Below are 18929 nucleotides of genomic sequence, written 5' to 3' on the forward strand. Positions count from 1 at the left end.
GGAAACTGTTTGTGATTTGCGTCCATATTGGCTTGCCTGGTCATATTGTACTATATCCCAGACATTGCATATTTATTTATTCTGGTTTGGTGGATATTTTTTTAAAAAATGGAGTGCTATAATAAAAGTACATGAAGTACATTGAATTACGCAGCCAGGAACGAAAATGGGCTTCAATCGAATTTTAAAAAACAGGGACATGCGTTATGCACGTTCCTGTTTTTAATTATTAGCTGCTTTGGTTTCTGCTGAAGCAGTCTTAAGAATTATTTTTATCCGGGATTTTTTCCTGCGGCGTATCTGCTTTACAGTCTCTTAAGGTTACTTGGCCGGATTGAAGGGGAGCAAGTATTCATCAAAGAGAATGTGGAGCTTCTTAGACGCATTTCCTGGAGTTGTTTTGTCGGAGCAGCTGTTTCATTGATTTCTACATTTTATTATTTACCGTGGATGTTTGTATTTGTGGCCGCTGCCTTTATGGGATTGATCGTCCGTGTGGTGAAAAATAAGTTGGTGTCAGGCACCTACCCGTCTGTCAGGCACCGGCCCGTTCAGAGAGACAAGTTACTGCCTTTTGCCTTTGAGTATCTTTTTAAAGAATTGACACAAAATTATAGATACTCCCGCTAACAAGTATTTTTCGGTACTGTCCTAATATTATTAAGTATAATTAGTAAAATAGCCAGCTGTTTTCAATCAGCTGGCTATTAAATGAATAAGGGAAATTAAAGTTATCCAGTGCTTTCCCGGGCACCTAAAGCCATCTGGCAGGTTCCATTTCAATAAATGCAGATATTCTTGTTTTAATCTGGCCCAGGTCGGATTTTGAATAATCTGTTTCAATGGACATGTGTGGCAGCCCGGCATCATTAACAAGCTCCTTGATTGTTTTCGTTTCTACACTATAAGGGTGACAAGTCTGTAAAATGACTTCAATTACACCTTCAATTTTAAATTCTTTAAGTAATTCAGGAAGCATTTCCATTCGTCTTGGATTAGGTGACATGACAGAGCAGCCTATTTTCAGATAGCGGTCAGCAATTGCACTGACAATGTCTTCTGTATTTTCATCCACTAGATGCCTTACAGGCTTGACACCGCCACAATTTTCAAAGCAAACAACTACACCGCCATTGTTTTCAATAGTATTTACAACCTTGTCAAGAACACCACCTATGGGACAGCCCGTCACCAGTATTCTTTTTGCTTCCGCGGCAACCGGTCTGTCGCCGGCTTCATAAGCATTTTTTGTGTTATCTATCAGTTCACGAAGTTTTATGCAGGTTTCTTCCACATCAAAGCTGAAGCCAGAGCCTTCAATCACCTTGTACACATCAAAGCCCCTGATTGGAGGTGGATCCAATTTACTCAATTCAAAAAGCTCGTTAAATATTTTCCTCTGTTTGTTTCTGAGAGATACAGCCTTTCTAAGCTTTTCTTCTGTGATATCAACTTGGAATTTTTCCTCCATGGTCTTGATCAAACGATGTAATTCACTTTCCCACATTTTATGAGCATATTCTCTATCAACCCCCTGAGGCAATTGCATAATATATGTATCTTTGATTTCACCTAAAAGCTCATACATTTTCTTTTTTCCATCGCAAGTTGTCTCACCTATTATAATATCGGCAAAATAAGTGTAAGGGCATTTTTCGGTTAATGCAAAACCGTAACTGGATTTGATCAAGGGACACAAATTTTTTGGAAGGTCTGTTTCGGCATCAATTATAGTTTCTTCACTCATTCCACATAATCCCACAGAGAAAATGCCTGCTGCATCTAATATTTCAGATGGAGTAAAGGTGCAAAAAACGCCTGCTATCTTACCTCCATTTTCTTTTATTTCCTTTACCTTCAGAAATCCTTGCCTTCTGGCATCAGCAAATTCTTCAAATTTATTTGGCAAATTTACGATTGACATGACTTACCTCCTAATACTTTTCCTGTATAACGAGTTCTTGGCATCAGATGGAATAAAAACTCCACCTGATGCCAAGAACTCTGTTTATCTACTACCTCTCTCCTGCTAATTATATACGAAATATTTAATAACTGTTATAAAATATTTCTTTAAAAGAATGCTTATCCATGAAATTTATCTATATATATAGAACCAATATTTCCTGTATGCTATATTGATTAAAGCAATAATACTTGGATTTGTATTAATAAATTTTAAGGGGGAGATAACGATGAGCAAACCTTTTATTGAATATATCAGTGCTTGTGCCTGATGTGAAGTATTCGGAGAATTCGTGAAATCTCTCGCAGAACAATATCAAGGACAAATTAAAGTAACAATCTATAAAGTCGGAGAAGACTTTGATTACATAAAAAAATATGGCCCTACTACCAAGAGCATGTTGATCATCAATGAATCAAGAGTAGTAACAAAGTTAAGCAAGGAATCCATACGAAAAGCATTTGAGGAGGTATTAAAAGATTGATCCTGGAGTTCTGGGAGTTCTTAGTCAGTATTTTCTATTCTACTATCAATATGTTGAACAGTGCATCTGTATGGATGGTTGTGAGTTTTGGTATTGCTGGAATATTCCATGCGTATATGAGTCCGGAAAGGATGCGCAAAAGCAGTGTCGGCAGCACAAGGCTTTCCGGTGTTCTATGGACAACGATTGCCGGCACGGCCGTACCCATTTGCAGCTGTGGCAGTACTCCTTTGGGCATCAGCTTATATTATTCTGGTGCTTATTTAGGCCCCACCCTGGCATTTATGACCTCCACGCCGGTGCTTAATCCTGTGGCTATTATCCTGACCTGGGGATTATTGGGGAAGGAAGTTGCGCTTATTAATATTATCACCGGACTTACGGTTCCGGTGATTGTGGGAATCATTGGCAATAAATTTGCCGGAGAAGAACTTCATATCAAAGACTTGCCTGATGGGACGGAAAGAAAAACCCTTATTTTTGATGAACCTTCACATTTTGAAAAGATCAAAGCAGGTCTGAAGTGGTCCTATACGGAACTGGCCGTAACCATTTCTAAATATATGGTGTCCGGCCTTTTGGTCGCCGGGGTGATTTTTAACATCGTCCCTCAATCTTTCATCCAGACTTATTTAGGGAATCCCGGGTTTATATCTCTCCTGGGCATCACCCTTGTTGCTGCCTTGATGTATGTGTGTGCGGTTGGTCATATTCCAATGATTGCAGCTATCGTAGCCAGCGGTGCGGCACCGGGGGTAGCTATTACCTTTCTCATGGCAGGAGCGGCGACAAATATTCCGGAGCTTTTGACGATATCTAAAACTATTGGCAAAAGAGCAATGATTATTTTTCTGATAACCCTTGCGGTTTTATCCAATGTGGCCGGATATATTACCAACCTTTTGTTAATGCCAGGTTTTGAACCAGTCTTGGATTTTGATGCCACCTCCCGAACCGTAGAAACAGCCAATAAGCTGATTTTTGTCCAGCCGGAATGGTTGCAATATGCGTGTACGTCTATATTGGTAGCTTACGCATTATACTCTTTATTTAAATTGATTAAAGGAGAAACAGCGAAACATCTGCCTACAGGAAGATGAGGAGAATATGAACAATAAATTCTTGAAAAATATTTTATCGATTATTATTGTGGTGGCGGTGGCCTTTGCCGCAAAGCAATATCTGGAAGCCAGGGAAGAAAGAAAATATCAGGATCAAACAGCCTGGATGGGAGGGGAAGGAAAAGACTTTGCGGTAATGGTGCCGGAGGATAACCGAGCCTTGCAGTATTTCAAGGAAGAATTTCCTGCCCGGGAAGTGATTTTGGCTTGTGCGGAAGACATTACCGATGATCAACTGCAGGATCTGCTGGTCATCTATCGGGAAAATGAACATACCAGGCTGGCAGCCCTGATCGATAAAGGGGAGGGGCATTGGTATATATCCCCTGAGATACCGGCCCCCATAGAAAATCAGACGATACGGTTCAAGAATATCGACAAAGAGGCAGAAATGGAGTTTATCATTACCGGAGAAAAAGAAGGAGCGGTGGGATATGCCGTTTACCGTATGATCGATGGGGAAATCAAGGATCTCTTTGGAGAAGGAATGGCAGATTGTTGTTAAATAGATAGATAGAGAGTGAGAAGTAGATGAGTATAAATAAGAGGATATTTTTTGTCATGGTCACAGCTCTAATTGCTGTTTTTTTCACAATCTCCTTGCTGCCCAGTGATACCGGTCGAAGTGATCGGGGAAATGTCTTACGTGTTGGCGCAGGTGATGATACCAGCGGTTTGCTTCTGGATCAGATTGGAAAGATTGGTAGAGATTCAGGCAGTAAAACTGAGATTGTTTATAATGATTTAAATATGGAGGGCTATAAGTTCTTGGATTGTTGAAGTAATACCTCCCAATGGGCCTTGAGCTCAGACGAAATCGATATGGGCTTTTACTGCAATCATAAAGCTATTCATATGGTCAAAGCAAATGATCGTTTTGTAATTTATGGGCCGGTCATCATGAATTCAGAGGTGCTGGCCTACAAGGGTAACATTGTGGATCAGCAAGTGCTGGGCATCGGCCAGGATCGAAAACATATCTGGGAGCAGGTACGAAAAAGCTACCCCAATATCAAGGAAACTCAGGAAATGGTCGTGGCAGCATTGGGATATACCTTAGAAAATAAGCAGATAGATATAGCGGCTATTGATGTCAGCAAAGCGGCACTATTATCGAAATACAACTTCGCTCCTATTTCTCAGGAGGATTATATTTCATACAGCCTGATAGTACGAAAGGATTTAATCGATACAGAAGCCTTTGATAATTTTCTTGTTAGTTATAACAAAGCAGTAGAAGAATTAAATAAAAAAGAAACAATGATTTCAGTCATGGGAATGACCAAAGAATTTTGGGATATGGTTAACTTAAAATTCTTAGAATTATAAGTTAGGAAGTGTATGAAATGTCAATATCAGTTAGAGGGATTACAAAAGAATTTAAAAACAAAAGAGAAAAAAACAAAAGTCAACTTGTATTAAAGGATATCTCTTTTGATGTGGAGGAGGGGGAATTTGTTACCCTGCTCGGTCCTTCCGGTTGTGGCAAGACAACAACACTAACCATTATCGCAGGTTTTCAGAAATATAATGGAGGAAAAATATTGATCAATGGGAATGTGGTTAACAAACCAGGTCCGGACAGGGCTTTTGTATTCCAAAACTATGCTCTTTTTCCGTGGATGAAAGTGGGAGAAAACATTATGTATCCTATGAAAAAGAGGAAGATACCAAAAAAGGATAGGATAAATAAGCTAAAAGAACTATTGGAGATGGCGCAGCTAGAAGGTTATGAAAATTACTTTGTTCATGAATTATCCGGCGGCATGAAGCAAAGAGTTGCCCTGCTTCGTGCCTTGGCTTGTGAGCCTCAGGTACTACTTATGGACGAACCTCTTGGGGCAGTTGATTTTCAAATGAGGAAGCTTCTGCAAATGCAATTGGAGACTATTTTACAGAAAAAAAATGTGACGGTATTGATGGTAACACATGATGTGGATGAGGCAATTTATTTAAGTGACAGGGTGATCATCATGTCCAGGGATCATGGCAGGCTTTTAGGAGATATTAAAGTTGATTTGCCCCGACCCAGAGATAGGAACTGTGATATGTATCATAACTATATGAGTCAATTGACAGAAATACTGAAATCAGCATTAAATGGTGATGTTAAAAATAAAGAGGATGAAGATCTAATGGACTTCATAAAAAAGAACGAGCATAAAAGTGATGATGCAACAACCAGGCTAGATCAAAGCAAAAAGCTTGAAAATTGTTAAAGGTTATAATTGCCAAATCCATTATAAAAAAGGAGATAGAAAGAATGAGAGTGGCCTATGTATTTGAATCAGTTTACGCAAGAGAGATCCTGGAAAACATGATTATTCCCCAACTGGAGAAAGGTGACCATGGGGCTGAAGTAGCAGGTATGATGTTCTTTTTTGATAACACATATATGCTGCAAAAGGACAGCGATATTGCTAAGAGACTGTCGGCCATCAGCGAAAAGTCAGGAATGCTTCTGATGGCTTGTGATAGGTGCTGTTATCAAAGAGAGATTGACGACAAGTTAATAGAACCTGCTGGAATCGGTTGTTTCCCTAATTTGTATGCTGCCTTGAGCGGAGCAAACATTGATCAGGTTATCACTCTCTAGTAAAAGAGGGCAGGGCTTATGCCTACCTTTTTTACAATTAGGTTGTAAATAATGAAACAAGATTTAAGGGGTGATATTGTTTGATGACATTACCTGAACGTTTTGATGAATTTGCGGAGGCACGGCGTAACGGATTTTTAAAGGTCATGGAATTGAAGGAGAGCGGTGCCAATATCTGCGGCAGCTTTTGTCAGTATGCCCCAGCAGAGGTTATTTACGCTGCCGGACTTTACAAAGTCAGTCTTTGTGGTAAGAGCAACGCCCCCATCGCAACAGCAGAGACCCATTTACCGGCAAATTTGTGTCCCCTGATCAAGGCAAGCTATGGTCATGCCTTGGAAGATAGTTGTCCATATGCCTATTTTTCTGATGTTGTGGTTGGTGAAACCACCTGCGATGGGAAAAAGAAAATGTATGAATTGCTGGGAAAGCTCAAACCGATGCAAGTCATTCATTTACCCAACGTACCGGACAAAGAGCGCTCATTAGATGCTTGGGTAAAGGAAATCAAGCATTTTAAGGAAGCCTTGGAAGAACGATTTGATGTGGAAATCACAGATGAAAAACTTCATGAAGCAATAAAGTGGTGCAATAAGGAGCGCATTCAGGCGGCACGCATCTATGAGCTTGGCAGATATGACCCACCTGCCATTACCGGCTTGGATATGCGCAATGTGATGGATGGCGAACAGTATATGTTCAATAAATATGAAAAATATGAAAAGCTCAAACAGATTTTAGATGAATGTGAAGAAAATTGGAAAAATGGCAATGGCCCTTACAAACCGAATGCAAAACCACCACGAATTTTGATATCAGGTGCCGGATTGGGGGGCGTTGTAGATAAGACTATTGCTGTTATTGAAGAACTGGGGGGAGCAATTGTTTGCTATGAGGGCTGCAGCGGTATCGTTTCACGCCGACGCCTCGTCGATGAATCTGACGAGAGAGACCCCATTACCTGCATTGCAGAAAAATACTTGGAGGTACCATGTGCGGTGATGTCTCCCAATCACAATCGCATGAGTCAGATTGAGGCAACCATCGCAGAATGGCAGGTGGAAGGTCTGATTAATATTACACTGCACTCCTGCTTGCCCTTTGGTATTGAGTCGTGTAACATCGAAAAAGTCTGCAAGAAATGCCATACTCCTTATCTTCACATCGAAACGGATTTTTCTACCGGTGATGCGGGACAAATACGCACGCGTATTGAGGCATTTCTGGAAATGGTCCTGGAAAGGAGACTAATGTAACATTAATGGCTAATAAAGCAGACAGAGATATGGATCGGATGCTGCAATCGACCAAGATGACAGACAGACGTAATTTCCGAAATATGGTGGGGGAAAGCTACTATTTTTCCTTTGTGATAGCCTTACTGGTTCTGGCTGCCATGTGGTATTTTGCAGCTCATAGGGTCGACAAACCCTTTACCTTCCCATATCTGGAAAGTGTTATATATGAATTAGTTACGGCCCTGGCAGACCTGCATGTTATTAGGAGCTTCGGCATCACCATGCGTCGTGTCTTAATTGGGGTATGTTATGCAACACTCTTTGGATTCCCCTTAGGTATGCTGATGGGCTATTCGCGCCTGGTCATGCAAACCATCGCCCCCTTTATCAACTCACTACGTCAGATTCCCACCACTTCTTGGGTGCCCCTGGCGATCATATGGTTTGGATTAGGGGACGGCCCCACGATTTTTGTGATTACGTTTAATGCAATTTTCACAATCATTCTTAATACGGTAGCAGGGGTGCAAAGTATCCAAAGTGATTTTTACAATGCAGCCCGCAGTATGGGCGCCAACACCTTGGATTTGGTAAAAGATGTGGTGCTTCCCGGTTCTCTTTCCGGACTTATTACCGGGATACGAATTGCCCTGGGTCATGCCTGGATGTCCGTTGTCTGAGCTGAGTTCATTGCAACAAATTCCGGCTTTGGTTATTTAATCAAGGAGGCGCAATTAGAGATGTTAACCGAGAAGGTTATCGCCTACATGATACTGGCTGGGGTTTTTGGATTCTTACAAGACAGGGTTTTGCTCGTTGTTGAGTCGGTCCTGTTAAGGTGGAAACAGTAATAGGGAAGTATTCCCTATTAGGTTGCAATGACGATTTCCCGTGAGGAAATAAAAATGGAAGTATACAAAAATAATTTAAAAAGGAGAGAGTGTAATGAAAAAAAGAGTAATTATTGGTGCCCTGGTGACTACGATGCTCATCGCAGCATTGACCGGGTGCACAGATAGCAGCAAGCAGTCAAATGTTGGTCAGTCAGATTATGATCCCAATGAAGAGATTGCCCCATATCTGGATAATCTTCCGGAAATTCCCGAGGCCGACAAGGAATTTGTGATCCAAATGGGGTATAACGACTGTGATCACATGGTCGCGGCCATTATCGGGGAAACTACCGGTTTATACGAGGCTCTGGGATTAAATGTCGTTGTTACCAAGACTGGTCAGGTTGCCTCTGCCATGGGTGCCGGTGATATGGTGGCAGGGTACTCGGGCTTCAGCTCGATGCTAAAAGCTGCTAACAAGGGGGCGCCGGTATTTATGCCGGCAGGAAATCATCTGGGAGGCTCCAAGTATTTTGTCATTAGAGAAGATATTAATTCTGCTAAAGAAATAATCGGGTCTCGGATCACCATTACTGAGGATGATATGTATTCTCCTTACTGGCTAAGCTACGCCGAACAGGTGGGCATACCAAAGGATTACACCCTATATCAAGGCGTTGACATGGATGATAACGATGCGATCGTTGCGATGAAAGCCGGTCAGCTGGATGGTTTTATGTGTTGTGATCCCTTTGCTTCAATGGCTGAGATGGAAGGTATCGGCAAGATCATCGGTACTGAGTGGGGCGGGCACATTTCGGAGGATTTAGAGTCTGGCTGGGGTTTGCACTGCGGATACTTTATCAACTCGGATTTTGCTAAGGCACATCCTGAATTGACCACTAGGCTGGTATTGGCCCACTGCCTATCCATTAAGTATATGTATCAGCATCCCTACAATGCAGGGATGATGTTTGCCGATGACTTTGGAGTAGACCCGGCGGTAGGCCTTCGTACCATGTATCTCAAGCTCTGTGCTGAAGGACGTACTTTATCTTGGGATGTCGATGAAACCAACATTAAAAACTACACAGATTACTGGTATAGCTTTGGCATACCGGAAGAAGAAATACCATATGTAAAGGATATACCGTCCTTCCTCGACCTTTCGTACATGGAAGCTTGCGGTATAGAGAGTTTTGAAAGTTTTATGGAAGACAACAAAATTAACGAAAAATTCCCGAAAGACGATCCTTATCTGACATGGCTGGAAAAGGCAGAGTCTATTGACGGTATTGATCACTCCAGTACTTTAGGTAAGACTGTAGAAAAGTGGAACAATAACCAAGTTGTCACAAAGCTGGATCAAATGTAATGAACGGGAACTATTTGTTCATGACCATGTAAAGGAGTGTTATCACTTTAGAGAATTCATATTGCGTCGTAATTGCCTGTGGTAACACTCATGTGGCAATGAAGGTTCAAAAGATTCTTAACGAAAGAGGTTTCAATGTTTTCATGATGCCGACTCTGAGGAAGATCGCCGCGGGTTGTGGTCTTTCTATACGATTTTCCTCTGATGAACTCTCAAATATACAAAAGTCTGTTTATGAAATGAGCATTGAACCATCATTACATCAATTTTATAAGGTGGAAACTAATATGGGAAAATATAAGGTATCCCAGATTGGCTGATTTCACCTGACTCACTTGGCGTAAGTCTCCCGCCTCATTATGAGGGAGTCAAATGCCAACTAAGTCATGCATTAGCAGGTTTTTTACTTGGTAAGAAAACCACTTACCAAGTAAAAAACCTGCGTCAGAATTCAGATGGAGTAAAAGAATCTCCATCTGAAATAAGAACTTGCTTCAATTTGATTTTAGAAAAACAGAGGGCAAAAATAGTACTAAGCCATAGAAATATATAATTCTCTGTTATTATGCAGTATTTATAGAGGAGAAAAAGATGGGTCAGAATATACAAAACAAATTCAATGCTGCGGAAAACGAGATCAGATTGGCCATTATGGAGTTTATCCTTAATGAAGGGAGACCCTTCAACATAACTAATGATGGATTCCTGGCCTTAAGCGATATAAAGCTTTCAACAGCCGGTGAATTCACAGGGATAATGGAGACATTGGCTTCAAGGGACGGTTTGGTAGCTGATGAAGAGCAGAATGTCAACTTCATTTATCCAGTATCTGCATTGATAACAAATCATAAAGTAACCTTGGCAGATGGACGAAGCTTTTGCGCAATGTGCGCCATTGATGCCATAGGGGCCGCATTTACTTTTCACCAGGATACTGAGGTTCGCTCTGCCTGTAGTGTATGTGGTGAAGAGGTATATGTAAAGATGCAAGGAGAGAAGGTTGTGGAGCATTATCCAGAAAAGCTTCATGCCTTGACCTTTAAGCTTGAGGAGATTGCAAACTGGGCGAGTTCTTGCTGAAATACAATGAACTTCTTCTGTACTGAAGAAGAATTCTCCGCCTATGCGGAAGCCCAGGAATTGGATATGAGTATTGTGATAAAGGCAGATATAGATGTAGCAGTTAGTGAAGCAAAAAAAACATTTTTAGTTTAAATAATCGAGGGACAAGTGCATGTTTATGCCACTTGTCCCTTTTGTAAGACAATGGGGTAGATCATTGAAAAAACCTCAATGTAGGGTGATTGTTTCGGAACGGGCCCGTTAGATGCTAGCGGGTCATGTTTCGTTTTATGGTTCTATTTTAATGATTTTGCTACGAGGGCAGCTCCCACTGCACCGGCATACCGTCCTAATGGGTTTGAAATCACTGTAGCTTCTAACTTTTTTGATAAAGATTCTATAATGTAATCGCTTTCGCATAAGCCCCCTGTCAAATAGAAGTTTGTATTGGAGGACGCATGCCGGCCACAAAGAGATTTTACCTTATTAGTGATGGATTCAACCACACCAAAAGCAATATCTTCCTTAGGTTGACCGCTTCCAATTAAACTAATGACTTCAGATTCGGCAAAAACCGTGCACATAGAGCTGATACTGATACCGGAACCAGTTTTAGCCAATTCGAACAGCTGAGATAAACCAACGCCTAGGGTATTTGCCATAATCTCCAAGAACCGGCCGGTTCCGGCAGAGCATTTGTCATTCATAATAAAATCAACAACTTGTCCTTTGGCAATAGAAATAATTTTTGTATCCTGTCCGCCAATATCAATTACAGTACAATCTTTTGCATTAAATAAATAAGCGGCACCTTTGCCGTGACATGTGATTTCGCTGATAGTTTTATCAGCGTAGGGAACAGATACTCGCCCATAACCGGTTGCGACAAATTTGCTGTCGGAATAATTAATATTTGTTTCGGCAAGTTTTTCCTTGATTACATTGGCAGTTTCCAAACTGCTCCAGCCGGTGGGCATGACAAGTTTGTATACTATATTATTGGTTTCATTTAAAACTACTGCTTTTGCAGAGGTTGAACCAATATCAATCCCAGTAAAATACATTTTGCATCTCCTACCTTTCTAATTCACAATTATATAAGAAAAGTATGGATAAGAGGAATAGAATTTATCTATGTAGTTTTTTGTGGCGATAAAATATATTTATAAATATTTATTAGATGCCCAGGTGATTACAAAAAACCGGAATAAAATGGAATATGCCCCAAAAAATTTCCGATATTATCGTTAAAGGCAATTATTTTATAATGAAAAATTAAAAAACTGCCTTCAATCGAATTTTAAAAAACAGGGATATGCATTAGGCATGTTCCTGTTTTTAATTTTTAGCAGCATTGGTTTCCGCTGAAGCATTCTTAAGAATTATTATCATGTTATACGAATAAAATTTATCGATAAACAATAAAAATATATTGTATACCAACAAAAACTGTGCTATACTGCAACCAATAAGGGGGTATTTCCTACCCAATTTAAGGAGGGTGTTTTTATGTGGAATGGAGAGAAATCCATCAGTCTGAGTAAGTTGTGCATTCTGATTTTTATGGGGGTGCTGATGGTCATAGCGGTCACCGGTCCTTGGCTAATCCGGTGGTTTATCGGTTTTTCCCGGGCGGAACTTGAAGGAGTGGCACCTTTCTTTCTTGCTACCATTTATACGGGATTTTTTCCTGCGGCTTATCTCCTTTACAGTCTCTTAAGGTTACTTGGCCGGATTGAAGGGGAGCAAGTATTCATCAAAGAGAATGTGGAGCTTCTCAGGCGTATTTCCTGGAGTTGTTTTGTCGGGGCAGCTGTTTCATTGATTTCTGCTTTTTATTATTTACCCTGGGTTTTTGTATTTGTGGCTGCTGCCTTTATGGGATTGATCGTCCGTGTGGTAAAAAATGTGGTCGCAAAAGCTGTAGACCTGCAGGACGAAGTGGACTACACCGTGTAAAAGGAGGGGAAGACATGCCAATCATAGTAAATTTGGATGTGGTAATGGCCAAAAGGAAAATTTCCTCCGGGGAATTGGCGGAAAAAATCGGCATAAGTCAGGCGAATCTTTCCATCCTAAAGACAGGGAAGGCCAAAGCGATTCGGTTTTCCACCATGGAGGCCATTTGTAAAGCACTGGATTGCCAACCCGGGGACATCTTGGAATACAAAGAGGAAGAGTGACAAAAGAGGAAGAGTGACAAAAGGAGGTAGGTTTAAAATGCATGAGGATTATTCGGGAAAAGAAATGGCGGGTGCTTCGGGAACGGCATTTTGGGAGGGAATACCCTCGGCGAGACCAAGAAAAGAGCCTTTTCAGGCGGACAGGAAAGACGGAATTTTTGCTTTGGCTGCTTTTATCTTGGGCTTTTTTTCATACGCTGGGTGTTTTTTTCCTGGGAGGGCTGGGGGGTAACGGCATTTACCCTTGGTTATTCCGCAGTCGTTACCCGATACTTTCTAAAAAAAGGGATACATATTACCCGGGCCGGGTGGTTCTGGCTGGCGGTTGTGGTACTTACAGGAGTAAGCTTTTCTCTTTGGTCAAATAAGGGTTTGGAGCCCTGGCGCAGTATATGCTTATTTTTAAGCGCGGTATATTGGGTAATCAATGTCACTGGACTGCCTTTACTTGGTAAAACCAGCAATTGGTTAATACTGGACGGTATCAACGGTTTATTTGTAATTCCTTTTCGGAATTTCGGCTGTCAGTATCAAAGCATTGCCTTTCTTGGGCGGGATAGAAGAGCCGAGGGACGGAAAATCTTTTCTATCGTACTGGGCCTTCTTTTGACGCTGATTGTTGTGAGCATGGTTTTACCCCTTTTGATGAAGGCAGACAGCGGTGGGTTTGCCAAAATCACCGGGGGAGTTACGGCTTACTTCTATGGAATGGGGCAGGATCTTGCCCAGCTGATCTTTCATGGCATTCTTGCCATTCCCGTCGCTGCTTATCTCTTTGGCCTGGTAGCCGGCAGTGCCCATAAGAGAGGTTGGGATGCGTTCCAAGTGGAGGGAGTGGAGCAGGCTCTTTCCGCCCTCAGGGTGCTGCCCTTGGCTACTGTCTATACTTTGCTTGGTTTGTTATGTACCTTATATGTGGTGTTCCTGGGCAGTCAGGCTCCCTATTTCTTCTCCCCATTTGTCGGAGAACGGCCGGAAGGCTGGCAGGTTTATTCAGAATATGCGAGAAGCGGGTTTTTTGAGCTTTGCCGTATTGCCGCCATCAACCTGTCTGTGTTGGCAGGGGCAAATATTTTCAGCAAAAAAACGGGTCGGGGAGGTCTTGTGCTTAAGGTATTAAACTCCCTATTGGCGGTACTTACTCTGGTGCTGATCGCCACTGCCCTTAGCAAAATGGCGATGTATATCGGGGCTTACGGACTATCGGTGCGCAGACTGCTCCCTTGTTTGTTTATGGTCTTTTTGGCTGTTATCTGTGGTGGGATAGTTGCCCTGCAAAAATGGCAGTTTTCTATTGTACGGTTGGCGCTAGGGGTAGGCGTAGTGATGCTCTGTACCCTTTCCTTAGCCGACCCGGATAGTTTTGTTGCCCGCTATAATGCTGACCGTTATCTTTCCGGAACCCTTCAAGACTTCGATGCAGCCATTCTATATCGTTCTGGACCGGCGGGGGTTGATCCTGCCTTGAAGGTTTATGAGAAAACGGATGATCCGGTTTTGAAAGATGCGCTGAAGGCTTATCTTTTAACTCAGCGGGAACTGGCCGCAGAGTCTCTCGGAAAGCCGGGGGATAATTTACAGAAGGTACGAGCCAGGCAAAAAACCACGGAGATTTAACTATTTGATAGCTGGCAACCTACCGCTTTGGACGGTAGGTTGCCTTTTTTCTCCGTCCATTTCCTTGAGATATCATTGATAGCCAGGCATATCTCTCCGTCAGTCCCCCCAGTCCGCAAAGACTGTTTTGTTGAATGTCAATGTCAATAAGTTCACACGAAAGTAGATAATCTATACCCTATTTTCATTCTCCTTTTGTGGCGCAAAGCTATGATGGTTGATAAGTTGGTGTCAGGCACCACCCCGAGGCATACAGCTTCAGTTCAAGGCCTGGAGAATCCGGTGCCGGGGGTGCCGATGCGCTAATCTACATTTTCTGTTCGAGGGCGAGTTTTTCCAGCTGAAAGATGCGGTCCTTTAGTCCTCTGCATAATGCATCGGTTCGCGGTTCTTCAATGTAGGGAGAGGATAAAAGCAATGCTCGGAATTCCTCATCCAGATCCAGGAGGGCAGAAAAATCCACCCAATCAAGGCTGCCTGCAAGGCCAATCTGCTGACTGTGTGCAGCTTTGAAAGGCTGGCAGGGCACATCACTTTGTGGCTGGATGGCTTTGCTCACCTGGTCGTGCCACAGGCTTGTTCCGCTGTCAAAAACCGGTGCAGGGCCTTGCCACTGCAAGGTTCCTACATTACGGATACAGCCAAAATTATTGAAATGCCGGTCAGTGTTTGCAATCAGAAAATCAAAAACCAGCAGATAATCCAAAAATTCCTTCATGCCCGGTATGCCCAAGTGCTCACAGCTTAACAGGAAATGTTCATATATAGAATGATGGTTTTGTTTTTTTCGACTCTTAAAAATACTGTAAGCGCTGAATAGTTCTGTATCCGGTGTGACAATATTCGGGCAGACGCTGTAGGGAATGTTATTCTCCCATATCAGACGATACGGGACATAGGCCACACGGTTCAGCCGTTTATGCAGGGAGGTAGCGATGACCTCGTTTAGAGGCTCCTGCTGGAACGGATTGCTTCCGGATTTGATGAGAACCCGTTCCCCGTTGAGAATCTTCCACTTTTTTTTCAGCAATCCGTCGGAAGTATTGCAGGGCGAGAGCAGATCCAGTTCACCGCTTTCCGGCGCCTGGCCAAAGAGGGCATTCCCCACATCATCTGAGAAGGTGTTATCAAAAAAATTTATGTCCTCCCATTTCAAAGGGTGGTCTATTGGGTTGATCCAATACTGGTCGGAAAGGCTCAAGTCATAGCACTTGGTGAGCAACTGCTCCGTGCAGGACACATTCAGGATGGTGAGCGCTTCCCGGATGCCGGAACGACTGGCGGGAATGGAACGTCCGCGCCACCAATCATTGAGGCTCTTTCTGTCTGGAATTCCTCTGGTGAACTGGATACCCACAGGAAGGTAATCCGGATGTAGTACCTGCCCGACCTTAACGATAGAGGCAGTTTCCTCATCAATGCTCAGTTCCAAAACTGGCGTATACTTATTCATGAGTGTATATTTCATCCATTTTACCTCCTTTCTGGCACTTTTGTTAATATAATATTATACCTCGTTTCTGCAATTCTAGCAAGGAATTTGACATGTAAAAGGAAATTATAACCAAACCCGCAGCACTGCAAAAACCTAAGACCAGAACGACGCTTTCATACAGCCTTGTTCACGCTTATGTGCCCTTGTGTCGGGTTTTTCGGCAGGGGTGGCCTCGTAACACCTGTGGACTGGATAAGACCAACGCGGGACGGGGCGGAGAAAATCTCTAAGCCTCCCAGAATAGTCCTGCTTAACAGTTTTTCCTGGTTACTATTACCGTGAATATTTCACGACATATATCAAGTCTGTTATCAAAACACAAAACCAGTGGATGATGATAAACAGGAAGATAAACTCTATTGAGTAGTTTGGATCAGTCAGGATAAACAAAAGGAGTAGCAGCACCATAACGATGGTCAAAATACCAACTGCTAATGCGCATCTTGTCTGTATACTCTGCTGATATTCATCATATTTTTTTCGTCTGAGTAAGGTAATTACGAGTATTACAGCCGCTATCAAGATTATCGCATAACCGACATACTTTATGTTGCCTCCTATGATGAAGCCTGTGAAGGCATTTATAAAGGGAATTTGAAGTGTTCCTTTGGGATGAACCAGGCGCTGAAATTCCATATGGTCAGATATGAAAATGAACAGGAAAGAATAAAAGGCTGATAGCAAAGATATAAACAAAGCGTTTACTGCAGGATGTTTGGTCATTTTCTCTCACTCTCCTTAAAATCAAATAGTTCCTCAATCGTAATATTAAAGAAGCTTGCCAGGTCATAAGCAAGCCAGATCGATGGATCGAATTTATTTACTTCAATAGCGTTTATAGCTTGGCGAGATACACCGACCAGCTCTCCAAGCTGCTTTTGTGTAAGATCTTGCTTCTCACGCAGTTCTTTAACTCTGTTCTTCAATTCCACTCCTCCGCAACATAAAGTCAGGTATACCTTACACGTAATGATAGCAAAACCCATCTTTTGTGTCAAGTAAACCTTACTTATATTATAATAAAACTAGCCTGTTTGGCGGATAAGTGTTATATGGCAGACCAGGTGTATGAATAACCCTATGCAGATATTTCTTGTGATACGGTATTTTATCTATTTGTGAGCATAATTGGAATTTAGCCCTAATTTGAAGAAGCCTTCGCTATTATTCGGTTGACCGTTTATAATTGTGATAATTTCATGCAGAAAAGGTGGTTGATTTTAAAAGATATAAGCAAACCGGAAGATGCCAGACAAAAAGAAAATAAAAAACCTTGAAACGTTTTTATAAAAGCGGAGTCTTATAGATAGGAGGTGAGAAAGTGACGGATTTCGGAGAAATATATACAGAACACTTTTCTGGTGTATATAAATATGTGCTGACTCTATGCCGGAACGAAGCCATTGCTGAAGAGGTTACTCAGGAAACCTTTTTCAAAGCCATGCGGCATATAGATCAGTTCAATGGAAGCTGCAAATTATATGTTTGGCTTTGCCAGATTGCTAAAAATACTTATTTCTCACTTTCCAAGAAGCAAAAGCGGATGGCTCCGGATATAGATGCGGATTTTCCAGATATAACAGACTTAGAAAAGAATTACTTTGATAAAGAAGCGGCAATGCGATTACACGTTCTGCTTCATAATTTGGATGAGCCATACAAAGAGGTCTTTACTTTACGGATATTCGGAGAACTGTCATTTTCTCAAATCGGTGAGTTATTCGGGAAAACCGATAGTTGGGCAAGGTTGATTTTTTATAGAGCAAAGAGACAATTGCAGGAGGCGATGAAATGAAAATATCTTGTGGAATCATTAAAGATTTGCTGCCATTATATCATGATGGCGTTTGCAGTAACGATAGCAAAACGATGGTTGAGGAACATCTTGCTGAATGTGATAGCTGCAAAGCCGAGCTGCAGGCAATGGATGATGGATTACCTATTAATAATGCGGAGCAGAATTTGAACGAAGCCGAAGCGGTAAAAAAACTGTCACGGAGGTGGAAGAAAGGAATGAAGAAATCGCTACTGAAAGGCATTCTAACCACTATTTTGGTCATTGTCCTTATTGCTCTTCTTCTTTATAGCTTTATGGATATTAGGATTTTGCCCAAACCCTATTGATTGGAGGAAAATAACTTGAGACACTACGTTTTAGCAGCAGAGCATATCCAAAAACAGTACAACGGAAATGTAGTTTTACAGGATGTTTCCATTCGTGTGAAGAAGGGCGAAATCTACGGATTGGTTGGTAAAAACGGTTCATTCAAACATTGAAGAATAGCTGTTATGCGGAGATTATTAGCATAATGTGTAGTTGAGTTTTTTCACATTCTTCTTATGTTACATATCAGCAGAAAGTGTGCAACAAGAAGGGTAGGAGTTAGTAAATATTTATAATCAATAATGTAAATCAGAATTTAACGAGGTTAATGAAATGATAAATAATGATCTATTTCATCGTTTCCGTTCATTGTCATTTTTAAAGGATGCAATAGGATTAGGATGGAACGATAGTGATGTGGCATATTTCTGTACCTCAGTTGGCACAGAAGTTATCGGTTGGTTAGGTGTTGAGGGGATACATTTTTGTTTCATTCCATCAATCAGCTCTGATATGGTATTTGCTGTTAGCCCTATGCCGTGCGGTGAACATTATATTGAGCCTATTGCCCGTAACTTTCAGGAGTTTTTGTCCCTTGTGCTATTCTGTAAAGGTGCCAGCCCGTTAGAGCAAATTTGCTGGATAGGAGAAAGGCAGTTTTCAGAGCTACTGAAATCAGAGGAAGAGAATGGCTGGCCAGCACAAGATGCTGCGCTGAATACCTTGTGTACGGAATTTGGAATTGAAGCCCATTCAAATGCGTATCAATATGTGAAAAGCTTACAAGCTGATTTTGACTATTCAACGATCCCATATTCTAAAGAATATTACGATACATTAGGAATAGAGAAATAA

General features: G+C 41.8%; 22 protein-coding genes and 2 pseudogenes. 19 read left to right on the forward strand and 5 right to left on the reverse strand.

Annotation, left to right across the window (positions count from 1 at the left end; translation table 11 throughout):
* Positions 1–279: 279 nt before the first annotated feature.
* Positions 280–630: pseudogene (locus tag CEQ75_RS09915) on the forward strand (DUF2975 domain-containing protein); the annotation flags it as partial.
* 124 nt (positions 631–754) lie between these two features.
* Here CEQ75_RS09915 and CEQ75_RS09920 read toward each other — a convergent pair.
* The gene (locus tag CEQ75_RS09920) at positions 755–1924 is read right to left on the reverse strand and encodes a double-cubane-cluster-containing anaerobic reductase (protein WP_198306501.1); all 1170 of its coding nucleotides are present in this window, start codon (positions 1922–1924) and stop codon (positions 755–757) included.
* A 325-nt stretch (positions 1925–2249) separates the two neighbouring features.
* Here CEQ75_RS09920 and saoT point away from each other — a divergent pair.
* The 11 genes and pseudogenes from saoT to saoL form a co-directional block, all read left to right on the forward strand.
* A pseudogene (saoT, locus tag CEQ75_RS09925) lies at positions 2250–2450 on the forward strand (thioredoxin-like (seleno)protein SaoT); the annotation flags it as partial.
* Positions 2447–3550 carry an efflux transporter SaoE gene (gene saoE, locus CEQ75_RS09930; RefSeq protein WP_089610265.1) on the forward strand — a complete coding sequence of 368 codons (1104 nt, stop codon included), beginning with the start codon at positions 2447–2449 and terminating at the stop codon, positions 3548–3550. The pseudogene saoT and the gene saoE, both read left to right, overlap by 4 nt.
* A 7-nt stretch (positions 3551–3557) precedes the next feature.
* Positions 3558–4076: a Cys-Cys-COOH (seleno)protein SaoC gene (gene saoC, locus CEQ75_RS09935; protein ID WP_089610267.1), complete on the forward strand. Its 519-nt coding sequence runs from the start codon at positions 3558–3560 to the stop codon at positions 4074–4076.
* Between the two features lie 26 nt (positions 4077–4102).
* Entirely contained in the window at positions 4103–4900 is a 798-nt protein-coding gene (gene saoB, locus CEQ75_RS09945; protein ID WP_338031960.1) for an ABC transporter substrate-binding (seleno)protein SaoB, read from the forward strand.
* 17 nt (positions 4901–4917) lie between these two features.
* On the forward strand, positions 4918–5790 hold the full coding sequence (gene saoA, locus CEQ75_RS09950; RefSeq protein ID WP_089610271.1) for an ABC transporter ATP-binding protein SaoA: 873 nt from the start codon (positions 4918–4920) through the stop codon (positions 5788–5790).
* A 44-nt stretch (positions 5791–5834) separates the two neighbouring features.
* Positions 5835–6167 carry a DsrE-related protein SaoD gene (gene saoD / locus CEQ75_RS09955; protein WP_089610273.1) on the forward strand — a complete coding sequence of 111 codons (333 nt, stop codon included), beginning with the start codon at positions 5835–5837 and terminating at the stop codon, positions 6165–6167.
* A gap of 83 nt (positions 6168–6250) precedes the next feature.
* The gene (locus CEQ75_RS09960) at positions 6251–7423 is read left to right on the forward strand and encodes a double-cubane-cluster-containing anaerobic reductase (protein WP_198306719.1); all 1173 of its coding nucleotides are present in this window, start codon (positions 6251–6253) and stop codon (positions 7421–7423) included.
* 5 nt (positions 7424–7428) lie between these two features.
* Positions 7429–8085, forward strand: a complete 657-nt coding sequence (locus tag CEQ75_RS09965; RefSeq protein ID WP_089610277.1) for an ABC transporter permease subunit — start codon at positions 7429–7431, stop codon at positions 8083–8085.
* 265 nt (positions 8086–8350) lie between these two features.
* The gene (saoX, locus tag CEQ75_RS09975; protein ID WP_089610280.1) at positions 8351–9613 is read left to right on the forward strand and encodes an ABC transporter substrate-binding subunit SaoX; all 1263 of its coding nucleotides are present in this window, start codon (positions 8351–8353) and stop codon (positions 9611–9613) included.
* Between the two features lie 71 nt (positions 9614–9684).
* On the forward strand, positions 9685–9933 hold the full coding sequence (locus CEQ75_RS19535) for a putative Se/S carrier protein (RefSeq protein WP_420838526.1): 249 nt from the start codon (positions 9685–9687) through the stop codon (positions 9931–9933).
* 271 nt (positions 9934–10204) lie between these two features.
* Positions 10205–10693 carry a MerB-like organometallic lyase SaoL gene (saoL, locus tag CEQ75_RS09985; protein WP_089610284.1) on the forward strand — a complete coding sequence of 163 codons (489 nt, stop codon included), beginning with the start codon at positions 10205–10207 and terminating at the stop codon, positions 10691–10693.
* A 278-nt stretch (positions 10694–10971) separates the two neighbouring features.
* Here the strand turns inward: saoL and CEQ75_RS09990 are convergent, their stop codons facing one another.
* Entirely contained in the window at positions 10972–11739 is a 768-nt protein-coding gene (locus tag CEQ75_RS09990) for an acyl-CoA dehydratase activase (RefSeq protein ID WP_089610286.1), read from the reverse strand.
* 445 nt (positions 11740–12184) lie between these two features.
* Here CEQ75_RS09990 and CEQ75_RS09995 point away from each other — a divergent pair, with 445 nt between their 5' ends.
* The 3 genes from CEQ75_RS09995 (at position 12185) to CEQ75_RS10005 (ending at position 14475) form a co-directional block, all read left to right on the forward strand.
* Positions 12185–12634 (forward strand): DUF2975 domain-containing protein, encoded by a 450-nt coding sequence (locus CEQ75_RS09995; protein ID WP_089610287.1) that lies wholly within the window; start codon positions 12185–12187, stop codon positions 12632–12634.
* 14 nt (positions 12635–12648) lie between these two features.
* Positions 12649–12858, forward strand: a complete 210-nt coding sequence (locus CEQ75_RS10000; protein ID WP_089610289.1) for a helix-turn-helix domain-containing protein — start codon at positions 12649–12651, stop codon at positions 12856–12858.
* A gap of 90 nt (positions 12859–12948) precedes the next feature.
* Positions 12949–14475, forward strand: coding sequence for a DUF4153 domain-containing protein (locus CEQ75_RS10005; protein WP_089610291.1), 1527 nt, complete (start codon positions 12949–12951; stop codon positions 14473–14475).
* A gap of 307 nt (positions 14476–14782) precedes the next feature.
* Here CEQ75_RS10005 and CEQ75_RS10010 read toward each other — a convergent pair whose 3' ends face one another.
* From CEQ75_RS10010 to CEQ75_RS10020, 3 genes are all read right to left on the reverse strand, one after another.
* Positions 14783–15943: a HipA domain-containing protein gene (locus CEQ75_RS10010; RefSeq protein WP_089610293.1), complete on the reverse strand. Its 1161-nt coding sequence runs from the start codon at positions 15941–15943 to the stop codon at positions 14783–14785.
* A gap of 300 nt (positions 15944–16243) precedes the next feature.
* Complete coding sequence (locus CEQ75_RS10015) at positions 16244–16693, reverse strand: hypothetical protein (protein ID WP_089610294.1); 450 nt, start codon at positions 16691–16693, stop codon at positions 16244–16246.
* Positions 16690–16896 carry a helix-turn-helix transcriptional regulator gene (locus CEQ75_RS10020; protein ID WP_089610296.1) on the reverse strand — a complete coding sequence of 69 codons (207 nt, stop codon included), beginning with the start codon at positions 16894–16896 and terminating at the stop codon, positions 16690–16692. The genes CEQ75_RS10015 and CEQ75_RS10020 overlap by 4 nt, the downstream gene beginning before the upstream one ends.
* Before the next feature lie 395 nt (positions 16897–17291).
* Here CEQ75_RS10020 and CEQ75_RS10025 point away from each other — a divergent pair, with 395 nt between their 5' ends.
* From CEQ75_RS10025 to CEQ75_RS10035, 4 genes are all read left to right on the forward strand, one after another.
* Positions 17292–17765, forward strand: a complete 474-nt coding sequence (locus CEQ75_RS10025) for an RNA polymerase sigma factor (RefSeq protein WP_089610299.1) — start codon at positions 17292–17294, stop codon at positions 17763–17765.
* Entirely contained in the window at positions 17762–18094 is a 333-nt protein-coding gene (locus tag CEQ75_RS10030) for a zf-HC2 domain-containing protein (protein ID WP_089610300.1), read from the forward strand. The genes CEQ75_RS10025 and CEQ75_RS10030 overlap by 4 nt, the downstream gene beginning before the upstream one ends.
* 15 nt (positions 18095–18109) lie before the next feature.
* A complete protein-coding gene (locus CEQ75_RS18670; RefSeq protein WP_198306503.1) occupies positions 18110–18247 on the forward strand; it encodes a hypothetical protein in 138 nt (45 codons plus the stop codon).
* A gap of 160 nt (positions 18248–18407) precedes the next feature.
* Positions 18408–18929 carry a hypothetical protein gene (locus CEQ75_RS10035; RefSeq protein ID WP_089610302.1) on the forward strand — a complete coding sequence of 174 codons (522 nt, stop codon included), beginning with the start codon at positions 18408–18410 and terminating at the stop codon, positions 18927–18929.

Source organism: Dehalobacterium formicoaceticum, from assembly GCF_002224645.1.
GTDB lineage: Bacteria > Bacillota > Dehalobacteriia > Dehalobacteriales > Dehalobacteriaceae > Dehalobacterium > Dehalobacterium formicoaceticum.